Source organism: Micromonospora sp. LOL_015, from assembly GCF_048060275.1.
In the GTDB taxonomy this organism is placed as follows: Bacteria; Actinomycetota; Actinomycetes; order Mycobacteriales; family Micromonosporaceae; genus Micromonospora_E.
This window is the reverse complement of record NZ_JBHMIO010000001.1, coordinates 331,233-346,110: the sequence shown is the minus strand read 5'-3', so window position 1 is coordinate 346,110 and position 14,878 is coordinate 331,233. Positions and strand designations below refer to the sequence as shown.

Here is a 14,878-nt window from a genome sequence, read left to right as displayed (position 1 = left end):
GCCGGACCGGTGAAGCCGGTTCATGCCCGGCTCCTCACCTTTCATGTCCGATGGCACGGAACGATACCGTCGCGTCCTGACGGAAACGGTAGGGGAGGCAACGACGATACGCAACCGTATCGTCGTGCGGTTACACTGGCTCGAATGCAGGGCGACGGAAAGCGACCGCCGGCGGGCGCGGCGGTACTGCGGGAGGATGTGACGCAGGCGATCCGGGCTGCCGCGTTGCAGGAACTGGCCGCAGTCGGCTATGGCAGGATGTCGATCGAAGCAGTGGCCCGTCGGGCCGGGGTCGGCAAAACCGCTGTCTACCGGCGGTGGGGTTCGAAACTGGAGATGGTCATCGGGATCGTCTCCGAGGTCGCCCTCGGGGTGACCGCCGTGCCGGACACCGGTAGCTTGCGCGGTGACCTCGAGCTGGTGCTGACCATCGCGGCCCGGGCGTTGCGTCATCCGTTGGCCGGGCAGATCGTGCCGGACCTGCTCGCCGAGGCGGCCCGCAACCCGGCGATCGCCCAGACCCTGCAGGCAGCCCTGCGGGACAACCAGCGGGGGATCGGCAGCCTGGTGACGAACCGGGCGGTGCGGCGGGGCGAACTGCCCGCCGACACCGATCCCGACTTCGTCGTCGACCTGATGGTCGGCCCGCTCTACTGGCGGCTCGCGGTGGCCCGTACCCCGCTGCCACGCGGCTACGTCGCCCGGCTGGCCGCCTCGGTCGCCGCCGCCCTCACCGCCGGGGCGGCAGCCGACCCGGCGGGCGGCCGGGCGGCCAACCCGGCTACCGGTCGGTCAGCTCCCCCTGCCACCGGCTGATGTCGGCGGCCACCTCCCAGACCTCGCCGTGGCCGACCAGCTGCACCCGCCACGGCAGGGCCGACCCAGCGACCCGGTCAGCAGTGACCGTCGTGCCGTGCCGGGCGACCACGAACCTGGCGGCCTCGGACCCGTCGAGCGCCGGCACCGAAACCTGCACCTGCTGCCCGTCGGCGAGCTGGTACACCGCCAGGGTCACCCCGTCGGCGTACGAGTAGTCCGGTCGGTCCGCGTTCGCCCCGAGCGGCAGCACCGTGCCGGGGCGGACCAGCACCGGCACCTGGTCGAACCCGACCGTCCGGCGCACCCAGCCCGGGCCGGTGATCTCCTCCCCGGTCTGCAGGTGGGTCCAGGTGCCGGCCGGAAGGTAGAGGTCGACCTGCCCGTCGGCCCGGAACACCGGCGCCACCAGCAGGCTGTCCCCGAGCAGGTACTGCCGCTCCAGGTGGGTCACCGCCGGGTCGTCCGGGAAGTCTGCGACCAGCGGACGCATCACCGGGATCCCGTCGGAGTGGGCCAGTACCGCCTGCCCGAACAGGTACGGCATCAGCCGCGCCTTGAGCCGGGTGAAGATCCGCAGCACGTCGACCGCCTCTTCGTCGAACGTCCACGGCACCCGGTAGGTCTGGCTGCCGTGTAACCGGCTGTGTGAGGAGAGCAGCCCGAACGGGATCCAGCGCTTGAACACCTCCGGTGCCGGCCGGCCCTCGAAACCGCCGATGTCGTGGCTCCAGAAGCCGAACCCGGACATCGCCAGCGACAAGCCGCCGCGCAGGCTCTCCGCCATCGACTCGAAGGTGGATTCGCAGTCACCGCCCCAGTGCACCGGGAACTGCTGCCCGCCAGCGGTCGCCGACCGGGCGAACAGCACCGCCTCGCCCTCGCCGCGGTGCTCCCGGAGCAGGTCGAACACCGTCTGGTTGTACAGGTGCGTGTAGTAGTTGTGCATCCGTTCCGGGTCGGCGCCGTCGTGCCAGATGACGTCGGTCGGGATCCGCTCCCCGAAATCGGTCTTGAACGCGTCGACGCCCATGTCCAGCAACGCCCGCAACTTGTCGGCGTACCAGCGTCGGGCGTCCGGGTTGGTGAAGTCGACCAGACCCATCCCGGCCTGCCAGAGGTCACACTGCCAGACGTCGCCGTCGGCGGTCCGAACCAGGTAGCCCCGCGCCGCCCCCTCGGCGAACAGCGCCGACCGCTGCGCGATGTACGGGTTGATCCACACGCAGACCTTCAGGTCCCGCTTGCGTAGCCGCTCCAACATCAGCTCGGGTTCGGGAAAAACCCGCGGATCCCATTCGAAGTTCGACCAGTGGAACTCGCGCATCCAGAAACAGTCGAAGTGGAACACCGACAGCGGCAGCTCCAGCTCCGCCATGGTGTCGATGAACGAGCTGACCGTCTGCTCGTCGTAGGAGGTGGTGAACGAGGTGCTCAGCCACAGCCCGAACGACCAGGCCGGCGGCAGGGCCGGACGGCCGGTCAGGGCGGTGTACTTGCGCAGGATCTCGTGCGGCGTCGGGCCGTAGATGACCAGGTACTCCAGGCTTTGCCCGGCGACGCTGAACGACACCCGGGAGACCACCTCGGAGCCGACCTCGAACGAGACCAGCCCGGGATGGTTGACGAACACCCCGTACCCGCCGGTGGTGAGATAGAACGGGACGTTCTTGTACGCCTGCTCGCTGCTGGTGCCGCCGTCCTCCTGCCAGATGTCGACCACCTGGCCGTTGCGGACCAGCGGGCCGAACCGCTCGCCGAGTCCGTACACCGTCTCGCCGACGCCGAGGCTGAGCTGTTCCCGCATGTACGACCCGTCGTCGGTGTCCAGCGCGGCCATGCTCTTGTAGCCGCTGCCGGTGAGCACTCGGTCGGCGGCCACGAACTCCAGCCGCCAGCCGTCGCCCCGGGCGAACCGGGCGGTCAGCCCACCCGAGGTGATGCAGGCGTGCTCGGCACCGTCGGTTACCTGGACGTCGGTGTCCGGCTCGGTGGCCAGGGCGAAGTCCGGATGCCGGGGCCGCCGGCCGAGGAAGTGCCCCACCTGGACGGATATCACGTCTGGGGCGGGGGAGGTGCAGCGTACGGTGAGCAGCGGCTGGTTGAGGGTGTCGCCGCGACCGGTGATCCGCCGGGTCGGGGCGTACACGGTCAACGCCGCCGGCTCGACCTCGACGTCGTGCACCTGCGCGGGATAGAGCGGCTGTACGCCGTCACGCATCCGCCAGTATCCGTTGCTGAATTTCATCGAATCCTCTCTCGGGTCAGGTCCTACTTGACCGCGCCGGCCAGCACACCCCGGGTCAGGGTGCGCTGGAAGATGAGGAAGAACAGCACCGCCGGCACGATGCCGAGCAGCGCCGACGCGCTGGTGGTGGTGGCGTCCATCATCCGGTCTCCCTGCAGGACGCCGAGCGCCACCGGCACCGTCTGCTTGTCGTTGGAGATCAGGAAGATCAGCGGCAGGAAGAACTCGTTCCAGGTCCAGATGAAGAAGAAGGTGAACAACACCGACAGGGTGGGCCAGCTGGTCGGAACGACTACTTTCCACAGCACCCGCCACTTGCCCGCCCCGTCGATCGCCGCGGCCTCCAGCAACTGCCGCGGGAAGTCGCGAAACACCGAGGAGAGCAGGTAGGTGCCGAACGCCGCCTGGATCGCGGTGAAGATGATGATGACGGCGATCCGGCTGTTGTAGAGTCCGACCTGTTTGGACAAATAGTAGAGCGGGTAGACCAGCGCCTCCTGCGGCAGCAGGTTGGCCAGTAGGAAGAACATCAGGAACGCGATCCGACCCCGCATCCGACCGATGCCGATCGCGTACGCGTTGAGCACCGAGATCAGTACCGCGAGTACGGCGACCGTGGCGCTGATCAGGAAGCTGTTCCACAGTTTTTCGCCGAAGTCGACCCGGAACCAGAAGTCGACGATTCCGCGCAGGTAGAGCTCGCCGGGTAGCGAGAGCGGACCGTTGGCGGCGTACTCGGCCGGTGCCTTGACCGCGTTGAGCGCTACGACCAGGAACGGTGCCAGCACCAGCAGGGTGAGCACGGTCAGGCCGATCAGGACGGTCGAGGCGGTCAGCCGGCCGGGCCGGCCGCGCTGGGCGGGTGGGGTGGTGGCGACCATCTCAGCTCCCTTCCAGGCGCTCGTCGCGGGTCTGGATCCGCAGGAACAGGTAGGTCAGCACGACGATGATGGCGGTCAGGACGGTGGCGATCGCCGAGCCGTACCCGGCATCGGCCTTCTCGAAGAAGTTCTGGTAGGCGAAGTACGACGGCACCAGGGTGGCGTTGCCTGGGCCGCCCCGGGTCAGCACGAAGATCTGCCCGAAGATCTTCAGCGCGGCGATGGTCGTGGTGACGAGCACGACGTAGATCTCCGGCTTGATCTGATGCACCGCGATCCGGGTGAACCGCTGGAACCAGCCGGCGCCGTCGAGGTCGGCCGCCTCGTAGAGTTCCGGATCGACCCGTTGCAGACCGGCCATGAACATCACGACCGGGTAGCCGAGCTGGAACCAGACCATCACCGCCATGACGCTGAGCAGGGCGTACGCCGGGTCACCGAGCCAGTTCTGGGCGAGGGCACCCAGACCGACACGGTCCAGGATCGAGTTCAGCGCACCGTAGCTGGGGTGCAGGATCCAGCCCCAGACGATGCCGGTCACCGCGACCGGCAGCACCTGCGGCAGGTACAGCCCGGAGCGGAACACGCTCGCCGTCCGCGGGCCGATCCGCTTGGCCACGTAGTCGAACAGGACCGCGGCGAGAAACAGGCCGAGCAGCGTCGGCAGCACCGCCATCGCGAGGATGATGAAGCCGATGTTGCGGAACGAGATCCAGAAGTTGGTGTCGTGCAGCAACCGGTCGTAGTTGTCGAACCCGATCCACTCCGGCGTCCCGACGCCAGACCACCGGGTGAAGCTGATCCCGATGTTCATCAGCAGTGGCACGACGATCACGGCGAGGAACAGCACGACCCCGGGGAGCAGGAAGGCTACGTATCCGTAGTCCGCTTTCCGGGCGTCCGCGCCGGCGCGGGTACGGGGGTGGGGGCGGGTGAGCAACTTAGCCATGGAACCTCCCGGAGCGGACCGTGCGCCGGGGACCGGCGTCCCCGGCGCACGGTCGTCGCTCACTCGCCGATGCTGGCCAGGTTGTCGTTGTACGGCTTGGCGATCTCGTCGAGCACCTCGTCCGGCGACTTGCTGCCGTTGATCAGCTGCTGGACCCCGGCGACCAGCACGTCGTAGTAGCCCGGTGCCGGCCAGTCCGGGTAGAAGGCCAGCCCGTCGGAGTCGTTGAGCGTGTTGAAGTTCTCGATCAGCTCCTTGGCCTTCGGGTTGGTGATCGCGGCTGGGTCCGCGGCCAGCGGCACCCCGCCGGAGTCGCCGAGCAGGTTCTGGATGTCCGGCTGCATGGTGATGTCGATGAAGTCGTAGGCGAGGTCCTTGTTCTTGGCGTTGCTCGGCACCACCCAGATGTTTCCGCCGGAGCCGGGGTGCAGGTCGCTGCCGGGGAAGAGGAAGGTGCCCCACTCGAAGTCGGTGATCTCGTCGCTCATCCGGCCGTACCACCAACTGCCGGAGATCATGATCGGGAAGCTGCCCTGGGTGAAGGCGACGCCCATGTCCTCGGCCTTGATGCCGGCGGAGTCGGCGCCGATGTAGCCCTTGTCGACCCACTCGGCGAACGTGTTGGCCGCGTAGTTGAACTCCGGACCGTGGAAGTCGACCGGGTTGGCGTAGAGCTGGAAGTCGTCGACGAAGGACCGGTCGGCCTGGGTCAACGCCAACTCGTAGAGGATCTGCTGGGCGGGGTACTCGGCGCCGCCGACCGAGATCGGGGTGACGCCGTTGTCGACGAAGGTGTCCAGTACGCCTTCGAACTCGGCGAAGGTGGTGGGCACCGGCAGGTCGTACTCGGCGAACATGTCCTTGTTGTAGTAGACCATCACGAATTCGCCGTAGTTGGGGATGCCGTACCAGGTGTCGCCACCCATCACCCCGTTGCCGTCGTACCGGCAGGTGGTGGCGACGCTCGGCGAGATCATCTCGTCCCAGCCGCGTTCGGCCACCACGTCGCTGAGGTCGGTGAGCAGCCCTTGCTTTGACAGCAGACCGGCGGTGGCGTTGCCCTTGTTGTACTCCAGGATGTCCGGTCCCTGGTCGGAGTTGAGGATCATGCCGGCGTTCTGCCGGATCTGCTCGAAGCCCTTCTCCTCGTAGACCACGGTGACGCCGGGATGGCTGGCCTCGAACTGCTTGATGGCTTCGGCCCAGGCGATGCCCATGGCGCTGTTGGCGCCTTCGTAGTGCCACAGGCGCAGGGTGCTGCCGTCGCCGCTGTCGTCGGTGTCGGCACCGCAGGCCGACAGGGTCAGGGCGGTGGCGGTGAGTACGGCGGCTATCAGGGTGCGGGTGTTTGTTCGCTGTCGACGGAACATCATTTCCAGCCTCCTCGCGGGTGTGCCGCAGGGGCGGCGCGGTGCAGGCGCCGCCACGGGGACAGGGGTCGGGTGAAGGTCACGGACCGCGGTGAGGCTGCCCGCTGGCGGCGGGGTCTCGAACGCGGCTGATCGGTGGAGGGAGCCGACTTCGGTTGTCGAAACGCTTCGACGAAGCGATTCGACAAGGAAGCTACGACTGTGTCGACGGCATGTCAATCCCTCGACAGATCAGTTACTGCCAGCCCGGTCGTAGACTCAGCGCCTGGTGATGGCGGCCTGCGGCGATAGCGGGCCAGGGGCGACGGCGGCCAGCGGTACGGGAGGAACGGGATGCGGACCAGCGCGCTACGGATGCGGACCCGGGCGGTACCGGGCCGCAGCGTGGCCGTCGGCGTCGTGGCCCTGCTGACGATGACGGCCACCGGCTGCACCGGCGACCCGGAGCCGCAACCGGAGCCGACCGGGACGGACGTGCCCGTTGGTGCCGAAGAGTCCCGGCGGCTCGTGCAGGACTACCTCGACGCGATGGTCGCCAAGGACCTCGACAAAGGGCGCGCCCAGCTCTGCGCCGCGACGCAGGAGATCTTTGACGCGAGCGCCACCGGCCCCAACGGCGACTTCGCCGAGTCGTTGCTGGTGGAGCGGGCGGAGATCGTGGCTTCCCAGCCGGTCCCGGTCGGCCACGAGGTCACCACCACTGTCGCCGCTGCCGTCGGATCCACCACGCTCCGGGTCAGTCTCGTGTTCACCGTGACGCCGGCCGGCAGCGGCGACGGCGGCTGGTGCATCCACGACGAGACCGCGACGCCAGACCAGCCCGGCGACACCGGTCCGGGTGACGTCGACGTCGATGCCGCTCCGGCAGGTGCGCCGGGTACCGCCCCGGCCGGCGGGTCCGCCGCCGCGCCGCCGGACTAGGCTTTGGCCATGGGCCAAGAATGGCATCAGCTGAGCTATCCGTCGGTCGGGCACCCGAGCCTGCAGACCAGCCGTCCCGCCGCCGACTCGGCCGAGGACGAGGCGTTCGGGCTGGACCGGTGGCGCGGCCTGCCCCGGGCGCAGACGCCGCCCTGGCCGGATCCGGCCGTCGTCGACGAGGTGTGCCAGGTGCTGGGCAACGTCCCGTCGGTGGTCGCCCCGTACGAGGTCGACCAGTTGCGGGAGCGGCTGGCGCTGGTCTGTGACGGCAAGGCCTTCCTGCTGCAGGGCGGCGACTGCGCCGAGACCTTCACCGACAACACCGAGAGCCATCTGCTGGCCAACGCCCGCACCATCCTGCAGATGGCGGTGGTGCTGACGTACGGCGCGTCGCTGCCGGTGGTCAAGGTGGCCCGGGTCGCCGGTCAGTACACCAAGCCCCGCTCGTCGCCGACCGACGCGCTCGGGTTGCCCGCCTACCGCGGCGACATGATCAACTCGCTGGACACCACGGCGCAGGCCCGGGTCGCCGACCCGCAGCGGATGATCCGGGCGTACGCCAACTCCGCCGCCGCGATGAACATGCTCCGCGCCTACCTCGCCGGTGGGCTGGCTGACCTGCACGCGGTGCACGACTGGAACAAGGGGTTCGTCAAGCGGTCCCCGGCCGGCGAACGCTACGAGGCGATCGCCCGGGAGATCGACCGGGCGCTGGCGTTCATTCAGGCCTGCGGAATGACCGACGACGAGGCGTTGCGGACCGTCACCCTCTACTGCTCACACGAGGCGCTCGCGCTGGAGTACGACCGGGCGCTGACCCGGATCTCCGGTGACCGCCCCTACGGACTGTCCGGGCACTTCCTGTGGGTCGGCGAGCGGACCCGGCAGATCGACGGTGCGCACATCGACTTCATTTCCCGCATCGCCAATCCGATCGGGGTCAAGCTCGGCCCGGGCACCAGTCCCGAGCAGGCCATCGAGCTGTGCGAGAAGCTCAACCCCGACAACATTCCCGGCCGGCTCACGCTGATCAGCCGGATGGGCAACCACAAGGTCCGCGACGCGTTGCCGCCGATCGTCGAGAAGGTCACCGCCGCCGGCGCCCGGGTGGTGTGGCAGTGCGACCCGATGCACGGCAACACCCACGAGTCGTCCAACGGCTACAAGACCCGCCACTTCGACCGCATCGTCGACGAGGTGCTCGGCTACTTCGAGGTGCACCGGGGCCTACAGACCCACCCTGGCGGTCTGCACGTCGAGCTGACCGGCGAGGACGTCACCGAGTGCCTCGGCGGCGCCCAGGCGATCGAGGACATCCACCTGCCGGACCGGTACGAGACCGCCTGCGACCCACGGCTCAACACCCAGCAGTCCCTGGAGCTGGCCTTCCTGGTCGCGGAGATGCTCCGTGGCTGAGCCGGCGCCGGCCGGCAGCGCCGTCCGGCCGGTGGTCGATCTGCGGTCGGACACCGTCACCCGACCGACGCCGGGGATGCGGGCGGCGATGGCCGCGGCCGAGGTCGGCGACGACGTGTACGGCGAGGACCCGACGGTCAACGCGCTGGAATCCGAGGTCGCCGCGCTGTTCGGCCACGAGGCGGCGCTGTTCGCTCCGACCGGTTCGATGGCCAACCAGGTCGCCCTGCAGACCCTGGTGCCGCCCGGCGGCGAGTTGCTCTGCGACGCCGACGCACACGTGGTCACCTACGAGGTCGGGGCCGCGGCGGCGTACGGTGGGATCTCCTCACGGACCTGGCCGGCCGCCGGCGGTGACCCGGACCCGGACCTGGTCGCGGCGATGATCCGGCCGGCCGGGTACGGCGCGGTGCCGACCCGGGCGGTCGCCGTCGAGCAGACCCACAACCGCTCCGGCGGGCAGATCATCGGGCTGGACGTGCTGCGTGGGCTGCGGGCGGTCACCGCCGACGCCGGGGTGGCGCTGCACTGCGACGGTGCCCGGATCTGGCACGCGCACATCGCCGACAGTGTGCCGTTGGCCGACTACGGCGCGATGTTCGACACCCTGTCGGTGTGCCTGTCCAAAGGGCTCGGCGCGCCGGTCGGCTCGGTGCTGGTCGGCAGCGCCGAGCGGATCGCGGCCGCCCGCGTCCTGCGTAAACGGATGGGCGGCGGGATGCGCCAGGCCGGAGTGCTCGCCGCCGCCGGGCGGTACGCCCTGGCGCACCATGTGGACCGGCTCGCCGACGACCATGTGCGGGCGGCCCGGCTGGCGCAGGCGTTGGAGCCGTACGGTGTGGTGCGCTCGGACCAGGTGCGCAGCAACATCGTCGGTCTCGACCTGACCAAGACCCCGCTGACCGCCCCGGCGCTGGCCGAGGTGGCCCGGGCCGACGGGGTGCTGGTGTCGGTGGTCGGGCCGACCGCCGCCCGGCTGGTCACCCACCTGGACGTCGACGACGCGGCGGTGGACCGGGCGGGCGAGGTGCTCGGCGCCATTCTGCGCCGCTAGCGCACAGTCGCCGCCTCGGCCAGGCGACGCAGCGTGGCGATGTCGGCGGCATGCCCGACGTGCTTCTCGCTCGGCGTCTCCACCAGCACCGGCACGCCGGCGGTGGCTGAATGCCGCATCAACTCGGCGAACGCCGCTTCGCCGATCATGCCCGCGCCGATCGTCTCGTGCCGGTCCCGGGTGGACCCGCAACCGTCGCGGGAGTCGTTGGCGTGCACCAGCCGCAGCCGGTCCGCCCCGACGGCGTTGACCAGCGCGTTGATCGTCGCCGTCATGCCACCCGGGCTGGCCACGTCGTGCCCGGCGGCCCACGCGTGGCAGGTGTCGAAGCAGACTCCCATCCGGGGATGCCAGTCCACTGCGGCGAGGTACGGCCGCAGATGCTCCACCCGCGACGCCAGCGACCGTCCGCCGCCGGCGCTCGGCTCCACCAGCAGCATCGGCCCGTTGGCGGCGTCGGCGGCGTCCAGCAACGGCAGCAGCGCTTCGCGTACCTGACGCATCGCGGTGTCGGCGTAGCCGTCGTCGACGGAGCTGCCGGCGTGGAAGACGACCGCCTCAACGCCGATCGCCCGGCCTCGGCGCAGCGCGTGCGCCAGGGTCGCGGCGGAGCGTTCCACCGTGGCGGCGGTCGGCGAGCCGAGGTTCACCAGCAGCGAGGCGTGGATGTACGCGCGCAGCCCACGCTCGGCGCAGCCGTCGCGGAACGCCACGTCCTGCGCCGGGTCGCCGTCGGGCATCGCCCAGCCGCGCGAGTTGCCGACGTACACCTGCACCACCTCGGAGCCGGCCGCGGCGGCGTACGGCAGCGCGGCTCGGGCCAATCCGCCCGAGGTGGGCGTGTGCGAGCCGACCGGCCGGTGCCCGGCGGAACCGTCAACCGGCATCTCAGAGACAGCCGATCACGATCTCGGTGCCCGGCGGCACCTCGGACCCGTCGTTGGGGCTCTGGTAGCGGACCGTGCCGTTGGGGTTGAAGTCGACCCGGACCGGGAAGCCCAGGCCCTGCAGCTCGGCCAGCGCCTCCTGACAGGGCCGGTCGATCATCCTCGGCACGACGACCGCTGGCGGGCCCTCGCTCACCCTGAGCTTGATCTCCGTACCCTCTTCCACCCCGGCGCCGTCCGCCGGCTCCTGACCGATGACCTGGTCCTTTGGCTTGTCCGACTCCTCGGAGGCGACTAGCGGCTCGAGCTTGAGCTCCGCCAGCATCCGGCGTGCCTCGTCGACGTTGAGCCCCACCACGTTGGGCACGGTGATCGGGGCCCGGCCCTTGCTGACCGTCACCTTCACCACATCGCCGGCCTGCACCTCGGTGCCGACCGGCGGGTCGACGGCGGCCACCACACCGGCGGGCAGGTTGTCGTCGTACCGGTCAGCCGCCTGCTCCAACACCAGCTGAGCCTTCTCCAGGTCGACCCGGGCCAGGTCGAGCGTCTTGCCGACCACGTCCGGCACCTCGTAGCGCTCCGGGCCGAGGGAGAAGGTCAGGGTGATCTCGCCGCCGCGGACGATCCGGCCGTTGCTGGGCGGATCCTGGGCCAGCACCAGATCCCGGGCGACGTTCTCGTCGTGCCGGGGGTCGGCGACGCTGATCGTGAGGCCGCGCTGCGCGGCCAGCGCCTGCGCCTGCGCCTGGTCGAGGCCGACCATGCTGGGCGCGACGGTGTACCGGCCGGCCCCGAGCCACCAGCCGCCGACCCCGAGTAGCAGCAGGAACACCAGCGCCCCGGCGATCGCCGCCAGCCGGGCCCGGGGGTTCTCCACCAGCCGGTCCCGCAACCCGCCCAGGCCTGCGCCGCCGGGCTGCTCGGTGCTATTCGTCCGGCTCCGCTTGGTGCTGCGCCGCCGGCCGGGAGCCGGGTCGGCCCCGCCGCTGGCCATCACCGGTGGCCCACCGGCGGCGGCGGAGCGGACCACGGTGCTGGAGGCGGCCCGGCGGCGCGGTGCCGACCGGTCCCGTCGGTCCTTCGGCTCCGGCAGTCGGGCCCAGGACGGGCGCTCGGCCTCCGGTACCGGCGAGACCGCCATCGTGGGCTGCGCCAGTTGGCGCAGCACCGCCGTATTGGCGCTCGCGTTGCCGAGATCGTCGCGGACCACCTGGACGTCGGACAGCAGCGCTCCGGCGTCGGTGGGGCGTTCACCCGGATCCCGGCGGGTGGCCCGGACGACCAGGTCGTCGACCATCGCCGGGACACCCGGCACCGACTGCGACGGCGGTGGCACGTCCTGGTCGACGTGCTGCCAGGCGACCTCCGCCGGGCGGTCGCCGTCGTAGGGCACCCGACCGGTGAGCATCTCGAACAGCACGATGCCCGCCGAGTAGACGTCGGTACGCGGATCGGCCCGGCCCTGGGTGACGAGCTCCGGTGCCACGTACTCCACGGTGGCCATCAGTTGACCGCCGCCGGCCTCGGCGCTGGCCTGCACTGCCTGGGCCAGGCCGAAATCGGCGACCTTCACGACGCTGTCGATCAGGTTCCCGGCGCCGCCGGTCGGCGCCTCGGCGACCAGCACGTTCTCGGGTTTGACGTCACGGTGCACCAGGCCGGCCCGGTGGGCGGCACCGATCGCTGCCAGCATCTGCTCCAGGATCGCCAGCGCCTCGCCCGGGTTGAGCCGCCGTCGCTCGGCCAGCACGTCGCGCAGCGTCCGGCCCCGGACGTACTCCATCACCAGGTACGGCAGCCCGAGGTGGGTGCCCTGGTCGTAGACGGCGACCACGTTGGGGTGGGTCAGCCGGGCGATGGTCTTGGCCTCGTCGGTGAACCGGTCGAGGAACCCGGCATCGCGGCCCTGCACGTCGTTGAGCTGGGTCGGATGGATGATCTTCAGCGCGACGGTGCGCTCGAGCCGTTCGTCGGTCGCCGTGTACACGGTCGCCATGCCACCCTGCGCCACCCGGGCACGGATCCGGTACCGCCCGTCGATCAACGAGCCCAGCAGCGAGTCGGCGACCTGTGTGTCCATCGGCAGGCAGTCTATGCGGCCGCAGGGGGAGGGCAGAACTCCGATCAGGCCGGGTCCGCCGAACCGGGCCAAACCGTTACCTGCCGGCAGCGCACCGCAACCAACTGGCAACCCGCCCAGGCCCGCCGAACGGCGAACCCGTCGGGGCGCAACCGGTACGGGCTCACCTGGCGCGTCAGGACGGGGTCAGTGGTGCCGGCGGGGCCGGTGCGTGGCAGGGTGGTGACGTGACAGATCCCGCCTCGACACCAGCGCCGCCGGCCCCCGGCGGGTCCGGGCCGGTGACCGCCGGGGAGCCGGCCGGTTGGCTGACCCTGCCCGATGTCGCCGAACGCCTCGACGTGACGATCAGCAAGGTCCACCAGATGGTCCGGGACCGGGAGCTGCTCGCCGTCCGGCGCGACGGGGTCCGCCGGGTGCCGGCCGAACTGGTGGCCAACCACACCGTACGCAAACACCTGCCCGGCATCCTGACCCTGCTGCACGACGCCGGCTTCTCCGACGAGGAGATGCTGGGCTGGCTGTACCGGCCGGACGACTCGCTGCCCGGCACGCCCGCGACTGCGCTGGGTGGGGACCGCGCTCGCGAGGTGAAACGTCGGGCACAGGCCGAGGGTTTCTGACCGGCATGGGTCAGCTCAGCTACCTGGCGGTGCTGGCCGGCTGTCTGTTCGCCGCGATCTGGCTGGAGCCGGTGCTGCGGGTCAACGTGCTCCGCCGGTGGCGTCGGCTGTCCCTGACTCTGCTGGCGGTGGTGGTGGTCTTCGTCGCCTGGGACCTGGCCGCGATCGCCGCCGGACACTGGAGTTTCGACCCCGCCCAGACGACCGGGGTGCTGCTGCCAGGCCGGTTGCCACTGGACGAGCTGCTGTTCTTCATGGTCGTGCCGATCTGCACGGTGCTGGGATTCGAGGCGGTCCGCGCGGTGCGTACCCCGTCCGGCCGCCTACGCCGCCCCGACGACCGCTGGTCGGCGGGCGACGAGGCCGATGCCGGCCGGCGGCGAGTCCGGTGAGCTACACCGTCGCCGCGCTGCTCGGGGTGGTGGCCGCCGTCCTGGTCGACCTCGTGGTGCTGCGCACCCGGCTGGTGGTGCGGGCGGTCTTCTGGGCGACCTACCCGATCATCGTCGGCTTCCAGTTGCTCTCCAACGGGATCCTGACCGGCCGCCACATCGTGCGCTACGACCCGGCCGCCACCGTCGGGCTGCGGATCGCGTACGCGCCGGTCGAGGATCTGCTGTTCGGCTTCGCGATGGTGCTGTTCACCCTCTCGGTGTGGGTGTGGCTGGGGCGACGCGGCGTGCAGCGCGCCCCGGTCGCCGGCGAGGGCGACTGGCTGCTCGCCCGGCTGCGGCGGCGCCGGGCGCGCCAGTCCGCCGCCGCCCCCGGAGACGAGCATTGACCGGAAACTGACTACCCGAACACCGCGTCCGGCGTCACCGCGTACATCATCGACACCGGCATCCGCACCACGCACAGCGACTTCGGTGGCCGGGCGGTCTGGGGTGTCAACACGGTGGGCGGCAGCAACCCCGACTGCAACGGACACGGCGCCCATTCCGCCGGCACCGTCGGTGGCACCTCGTACGGGGTCGCCAAGGCGGTCCGCCTGGTCGCCGTGAAGGTGCTCGACTGCGCCGGCAGCGGCTCGTTCGCCGCGGTGACGGCCGGGGTCGACTGGGTGACCGGCAACCACACCTCTGGTCCGGCGGTGGCCAACATGAGCCTGGGCGGCCAGGGCAGCAACACCACCCTGGAGAACGCGGTACGCAACTCCATCGCCGACGGCGTGGTCTACGCGATCGCCTCCGGCAACTCCAGCTCCAACGCCTGCAACTTCGCCCCGGCCCGGGTCAGCCAGGCGATCACCGTCAACCTGACCCCTGCCCAGGTCGCGACCGCGATGTCCACCGTCGCCACCCCCAACAAGATCACCAACGCGGGAAGCGGCTCGCCGAACCGGCTGCTGTTCGTCAACACCGGCGGCGGTACGCCGGGCATGCCGGCCGTCGACAACCCGGGCGCCCAGAACACCCTGCGGGGTGTCGCGGTCAGCCTGCGGATGACCGCCTCCGGCGGTACCGCGCCGTACACCTGGTCGGCGACCGGGCTGCCGGCCGGGCTGTCCATCAACTCCTCGACCGGGCTGATCTCGGGAACGCCGACGACCGTCCGGACGTACAGCGTGACGGTGACCGCCCGCGACGCCGCCAACCGGACCGCCGCGACCGCCTCAGCTGGACGGTCGGGC

At 70.6% G+C, this 14,878-nt stretch carries 13 protein-coding genes and 1 pseudogene; 8 read left to right on the top strand and 6 right to left on the bottom strand.

What is annotated here, in order from left to right; genetic code table 11:
• Positions 1-144: 144 nt before the first annotated feature.
• Entirely contained in the window at positions 145-816 is a 672-nt protein-coding gene (locus ACFHWU_RS01455; RefSeq protein WP_416567557.1) for a TetR/AcrR family transcriptional regulator, read from the top strand.
• Here ACFHWU_RS01455 and yicI read toward each other — a convergent pair.
• The 4 genes from yicI to ACFHWU_RS01435 are packed head-to-tail and all read right to left on the bottom strand — an operon-like array spanning position 782 to position 6,267.
• Positions 782-3,064 (bottom strand): alpha-xylosidase, encoded by a 2,283-nt coding sequence (gene yicI, locus ACFHWU_RS01450; protein ID WP_416567558.1) that lies wholly within the window; start codon positions 3,062-3,064, stop codon positions 782-784. The genes ACFHWU_RS01455 and yicI overlap by 35 nt on opposite strands.
• Positions 3,065-3,087: 23 nt before the next feature.
• Positions 3,088-3,945 carry a carbohydrate ABC transporter permease gene (locus ACFHWU_RS01445; protein ID WP_416551589.1) on the bottom strand — a complete coding sequence of 286 codons (858 nt, stop codon included), beginning with the start codon at positions 3,943-3,945 and terminating at the stop codon, positions 3,088-3,090.
• A 1-nt stretch (position 3,946) separates the two neighbouring features.
• Positions 3,947-4,894: a carbohydrate ABC transporter permease gene (locus ACFHWU_RS01440; RefSeq protein ID WP_416551591.1), complete on the bottom strand. Its 948-nt coding sequence runs from the start codon at positions 4,892-4,894 to the stop codon at positions 3,947-3,949.
• 59 nt (positions 4,895-4,953) lie between these two features.
• Positions 4,954-6,267 carry an ABC transporter substrate-binding protein gene (locus ACFHWU_RS01435; RefSeq protein ID WP_416551592.1) on the bottom strand — a complete coding sequence of 438 codons (1,314 nt, stop codon included), beginning with the start codon at positions 6,265-6,267 and terminating at the stop codon, positions 4,954-4,956.
• 330 nt (positions 6,268-6,597) lie between these two features.
• Here ACFHWU_RS01435 and ACFHWU_RS01430 point away from each other — a divergent pair, with 330 nt between their 5' ends.
• Genes ACFHWU_RS01430 through ACFHWU_RS01420 form a run of 3 tightly spaced genes read left to right on the top strand, consistent with a single transcriptional unit; the run spans position 6,598 to position 9,655 of the window.
• Positions 6,598-7,185, top strand: coding sequence for a hypothetical protein (locus ACFHWU_RS01430; RefSeq protein ID WP_416589637.1), 588 nt, complete (start codon positions 6,598-6,600; stop codon positions 7,183-7,185).
• Between the two features lie 9 nt (positions 7,186-7,194).
• Positions 7,195-8,601, top strand: coding sequence for a class II 3-deoxy-7-phosphoheptulonate synthase (locus ACFHWU_RS01425; protein ID WP_416551596.1), 1,407 nt, complete (start codon positions 7,195-7,197; stop codon positions 8,599-8,601).
• Between the two features lie 31 nt (positions 8,602-8,632).
• Positions 8,633-9,655 (top strand): threonine aldolase family protein, encoded by a 1,023-nt coding sequence (locus ACFHWU_RS01420; protein ID WP_416589704.1) that lies wholly within the window; start codon positions 8,633-8,635, stop codon positions 9,653-9,655.
• On the opposite strand, the gene ACFHWU_RS01415 is transcribed toward ACFHWU_RS01420, so the two are convergent.
• Positions 9,652-10,542: a deoxyribonuclease IV gene (locus tag ACFHWU_RS01415; protein ID WP_416589636.1), complete on the bottom strand. Its 891-nt coding sequence runs from the start codon at positions 10,540-10,542 to the stop codon at positions 9,652-9,654. The two genes, ACFHWU_RS01420 and ACFHWU_RS01415, sit on opposite strands and share 4 nt — an antisense overlap.
• Position 10,543: 1 nt before the next feature.
• Positions 10,544-12,625 carry a Stk1 family PASTA domain-containing Ser/Thr kinase gene (pknB, locus tag ACFHWU_RS01410; RefSeq protein WP_416589635.1) on the bottom strand — a complete coding sequence of 694 codons (2,082 nt, stop codon included), beginning with the start codon at positions 12,623-12,625 and terminating at the stop codon, positions 10,544-10,546.
• A 227-nt stretch (positions 12,626-12,852) separates the two neighbouring features.
• Here pknB and ACFHWU_RS01405 point away from each other — a divergent pair, with 227 nt between their 5' ends.
• The 4 genes and pseudogenes from ACFHWU_RS01405 to ACFHWU_RS01390 form a co-directional block, all read left to right on the top strand.
• Positions 12,853-13,248 carry an Rv2175c family DNA-binding protein gene (locus ACFHWU_RS01405; protein ID WP_158632205.1) on the top strand — a complete coding sequence of 132 codons (396 nt, stop codon included), beginning with the start codon at positions 12,853-12,855 and terminating at the stop codon, positions 13,246-13,248.
• A gap of 5 nt (positions 13,249-13,253) precedes the next feature.
• A complete protein-coding gene (locus ACFHWU_RS01400; RefSeq protein WP_416551601.1) occupies positions 13,254-13,640 on the top strand; it encodes a lycopene cyclase domain-containing protein in 387 nt (128 codons plus the stop codon).
• Positions 13,637-14,029: a lycopene cyclase domain-containing protein gene (locus ACFHWU_RS01395; RefSeq protein ID WP_416589634.1), complete on the top strand. Its 393-nt coding sequence runs from the start codon at positions 13,637-13,639 to the stop codon at positions 14,027-14,029. The genes ACFHWU_RS01400 and ACFHWU_RS01395 overlap by 4 nt, the downstream gene beginning before the upstream one ends.
• 12 nt (positions 14,030-14,041) lie before the next feature.
• Positions 14,042-14,845: pseudogene (locus tag ACFHWU_RS01390) on the top strand (putative Ig domain-containing protein); the annotation flags it as partial.
• Between the last annotated feature and the right edge of the window lie 33 nt (positions 14,846-14,878).

Coding starts and splice junctions, on each gene's coding strand:
- ACFHWU_RS01455 (WP_416567557.1), top strand. CDS start 145: ATGCAGGGCGACGGAAAGCGACCGCCGGCGGGCGCGGCGGTACTGCGG.
- yicI (WP_416567558.1), bottom strand. CDS start 3,064: ATGAAATTCAGCAACGGATACTGGCGGATGCGTGACGGCGTACAGCCG.
- ACFHWU_RS01445 (WP_416551589.1), bottom strand. CDS start 3,945: ATGGTCGCCACCACCCCACCCGCCCAGCGCGGCCGGCCCGGCCGGCTG.
- ACFHWU_RS01440 (WP_416551591.1), bottom strand. CDS start 4,894: ATGGCTAAGTTGCTCACCCGCCCCCACCCCCGTACCCGCGCCGGCGCG.
- ACFHWU_RS01435 (WP_416551592.1), bottom strand. CDS start 6,267: ATGATGTTCCGTCGACAGCGAACAAACACCCGCACCCTGATAGCCGCC.
- ACFHWU_RS01430 (WP_416589637.1), top strand. CDS start 6,598: ATGCGGACCAGCGCGCTACGGATGCGGACCCGGGCGGTACCGGGCCGC.
- ACFHWU_RS01425 (WP_416551596.1), top strand. CDS start 7,195: ATGGGCCAAGAATGGCATCAGCTGAGCTATCCGTCGGTCGGGCACCCG.
- ACFHWU_RS01415 (WP_416589636.1), bottom strand. CDS start 10,542: ATGCCGGTTGACGGTTCCGCCGGGCACCGGCCGGTCGGCTCGCACACG.
- pknB (WP_416589635.1), bottom strand. CDS start 12,625: ATGGACACACAGGTCGCCGACTCGCTGCTGGGCTCGTTGATCGACGGG.
- ACFHWU_RS01400 (WP_416551601.1), top strand. CDS start 13,254: ATGGGTCAGCTCAGCTACCTGGCGGTGCTGGCCGGCTGTCTGTTCGCC.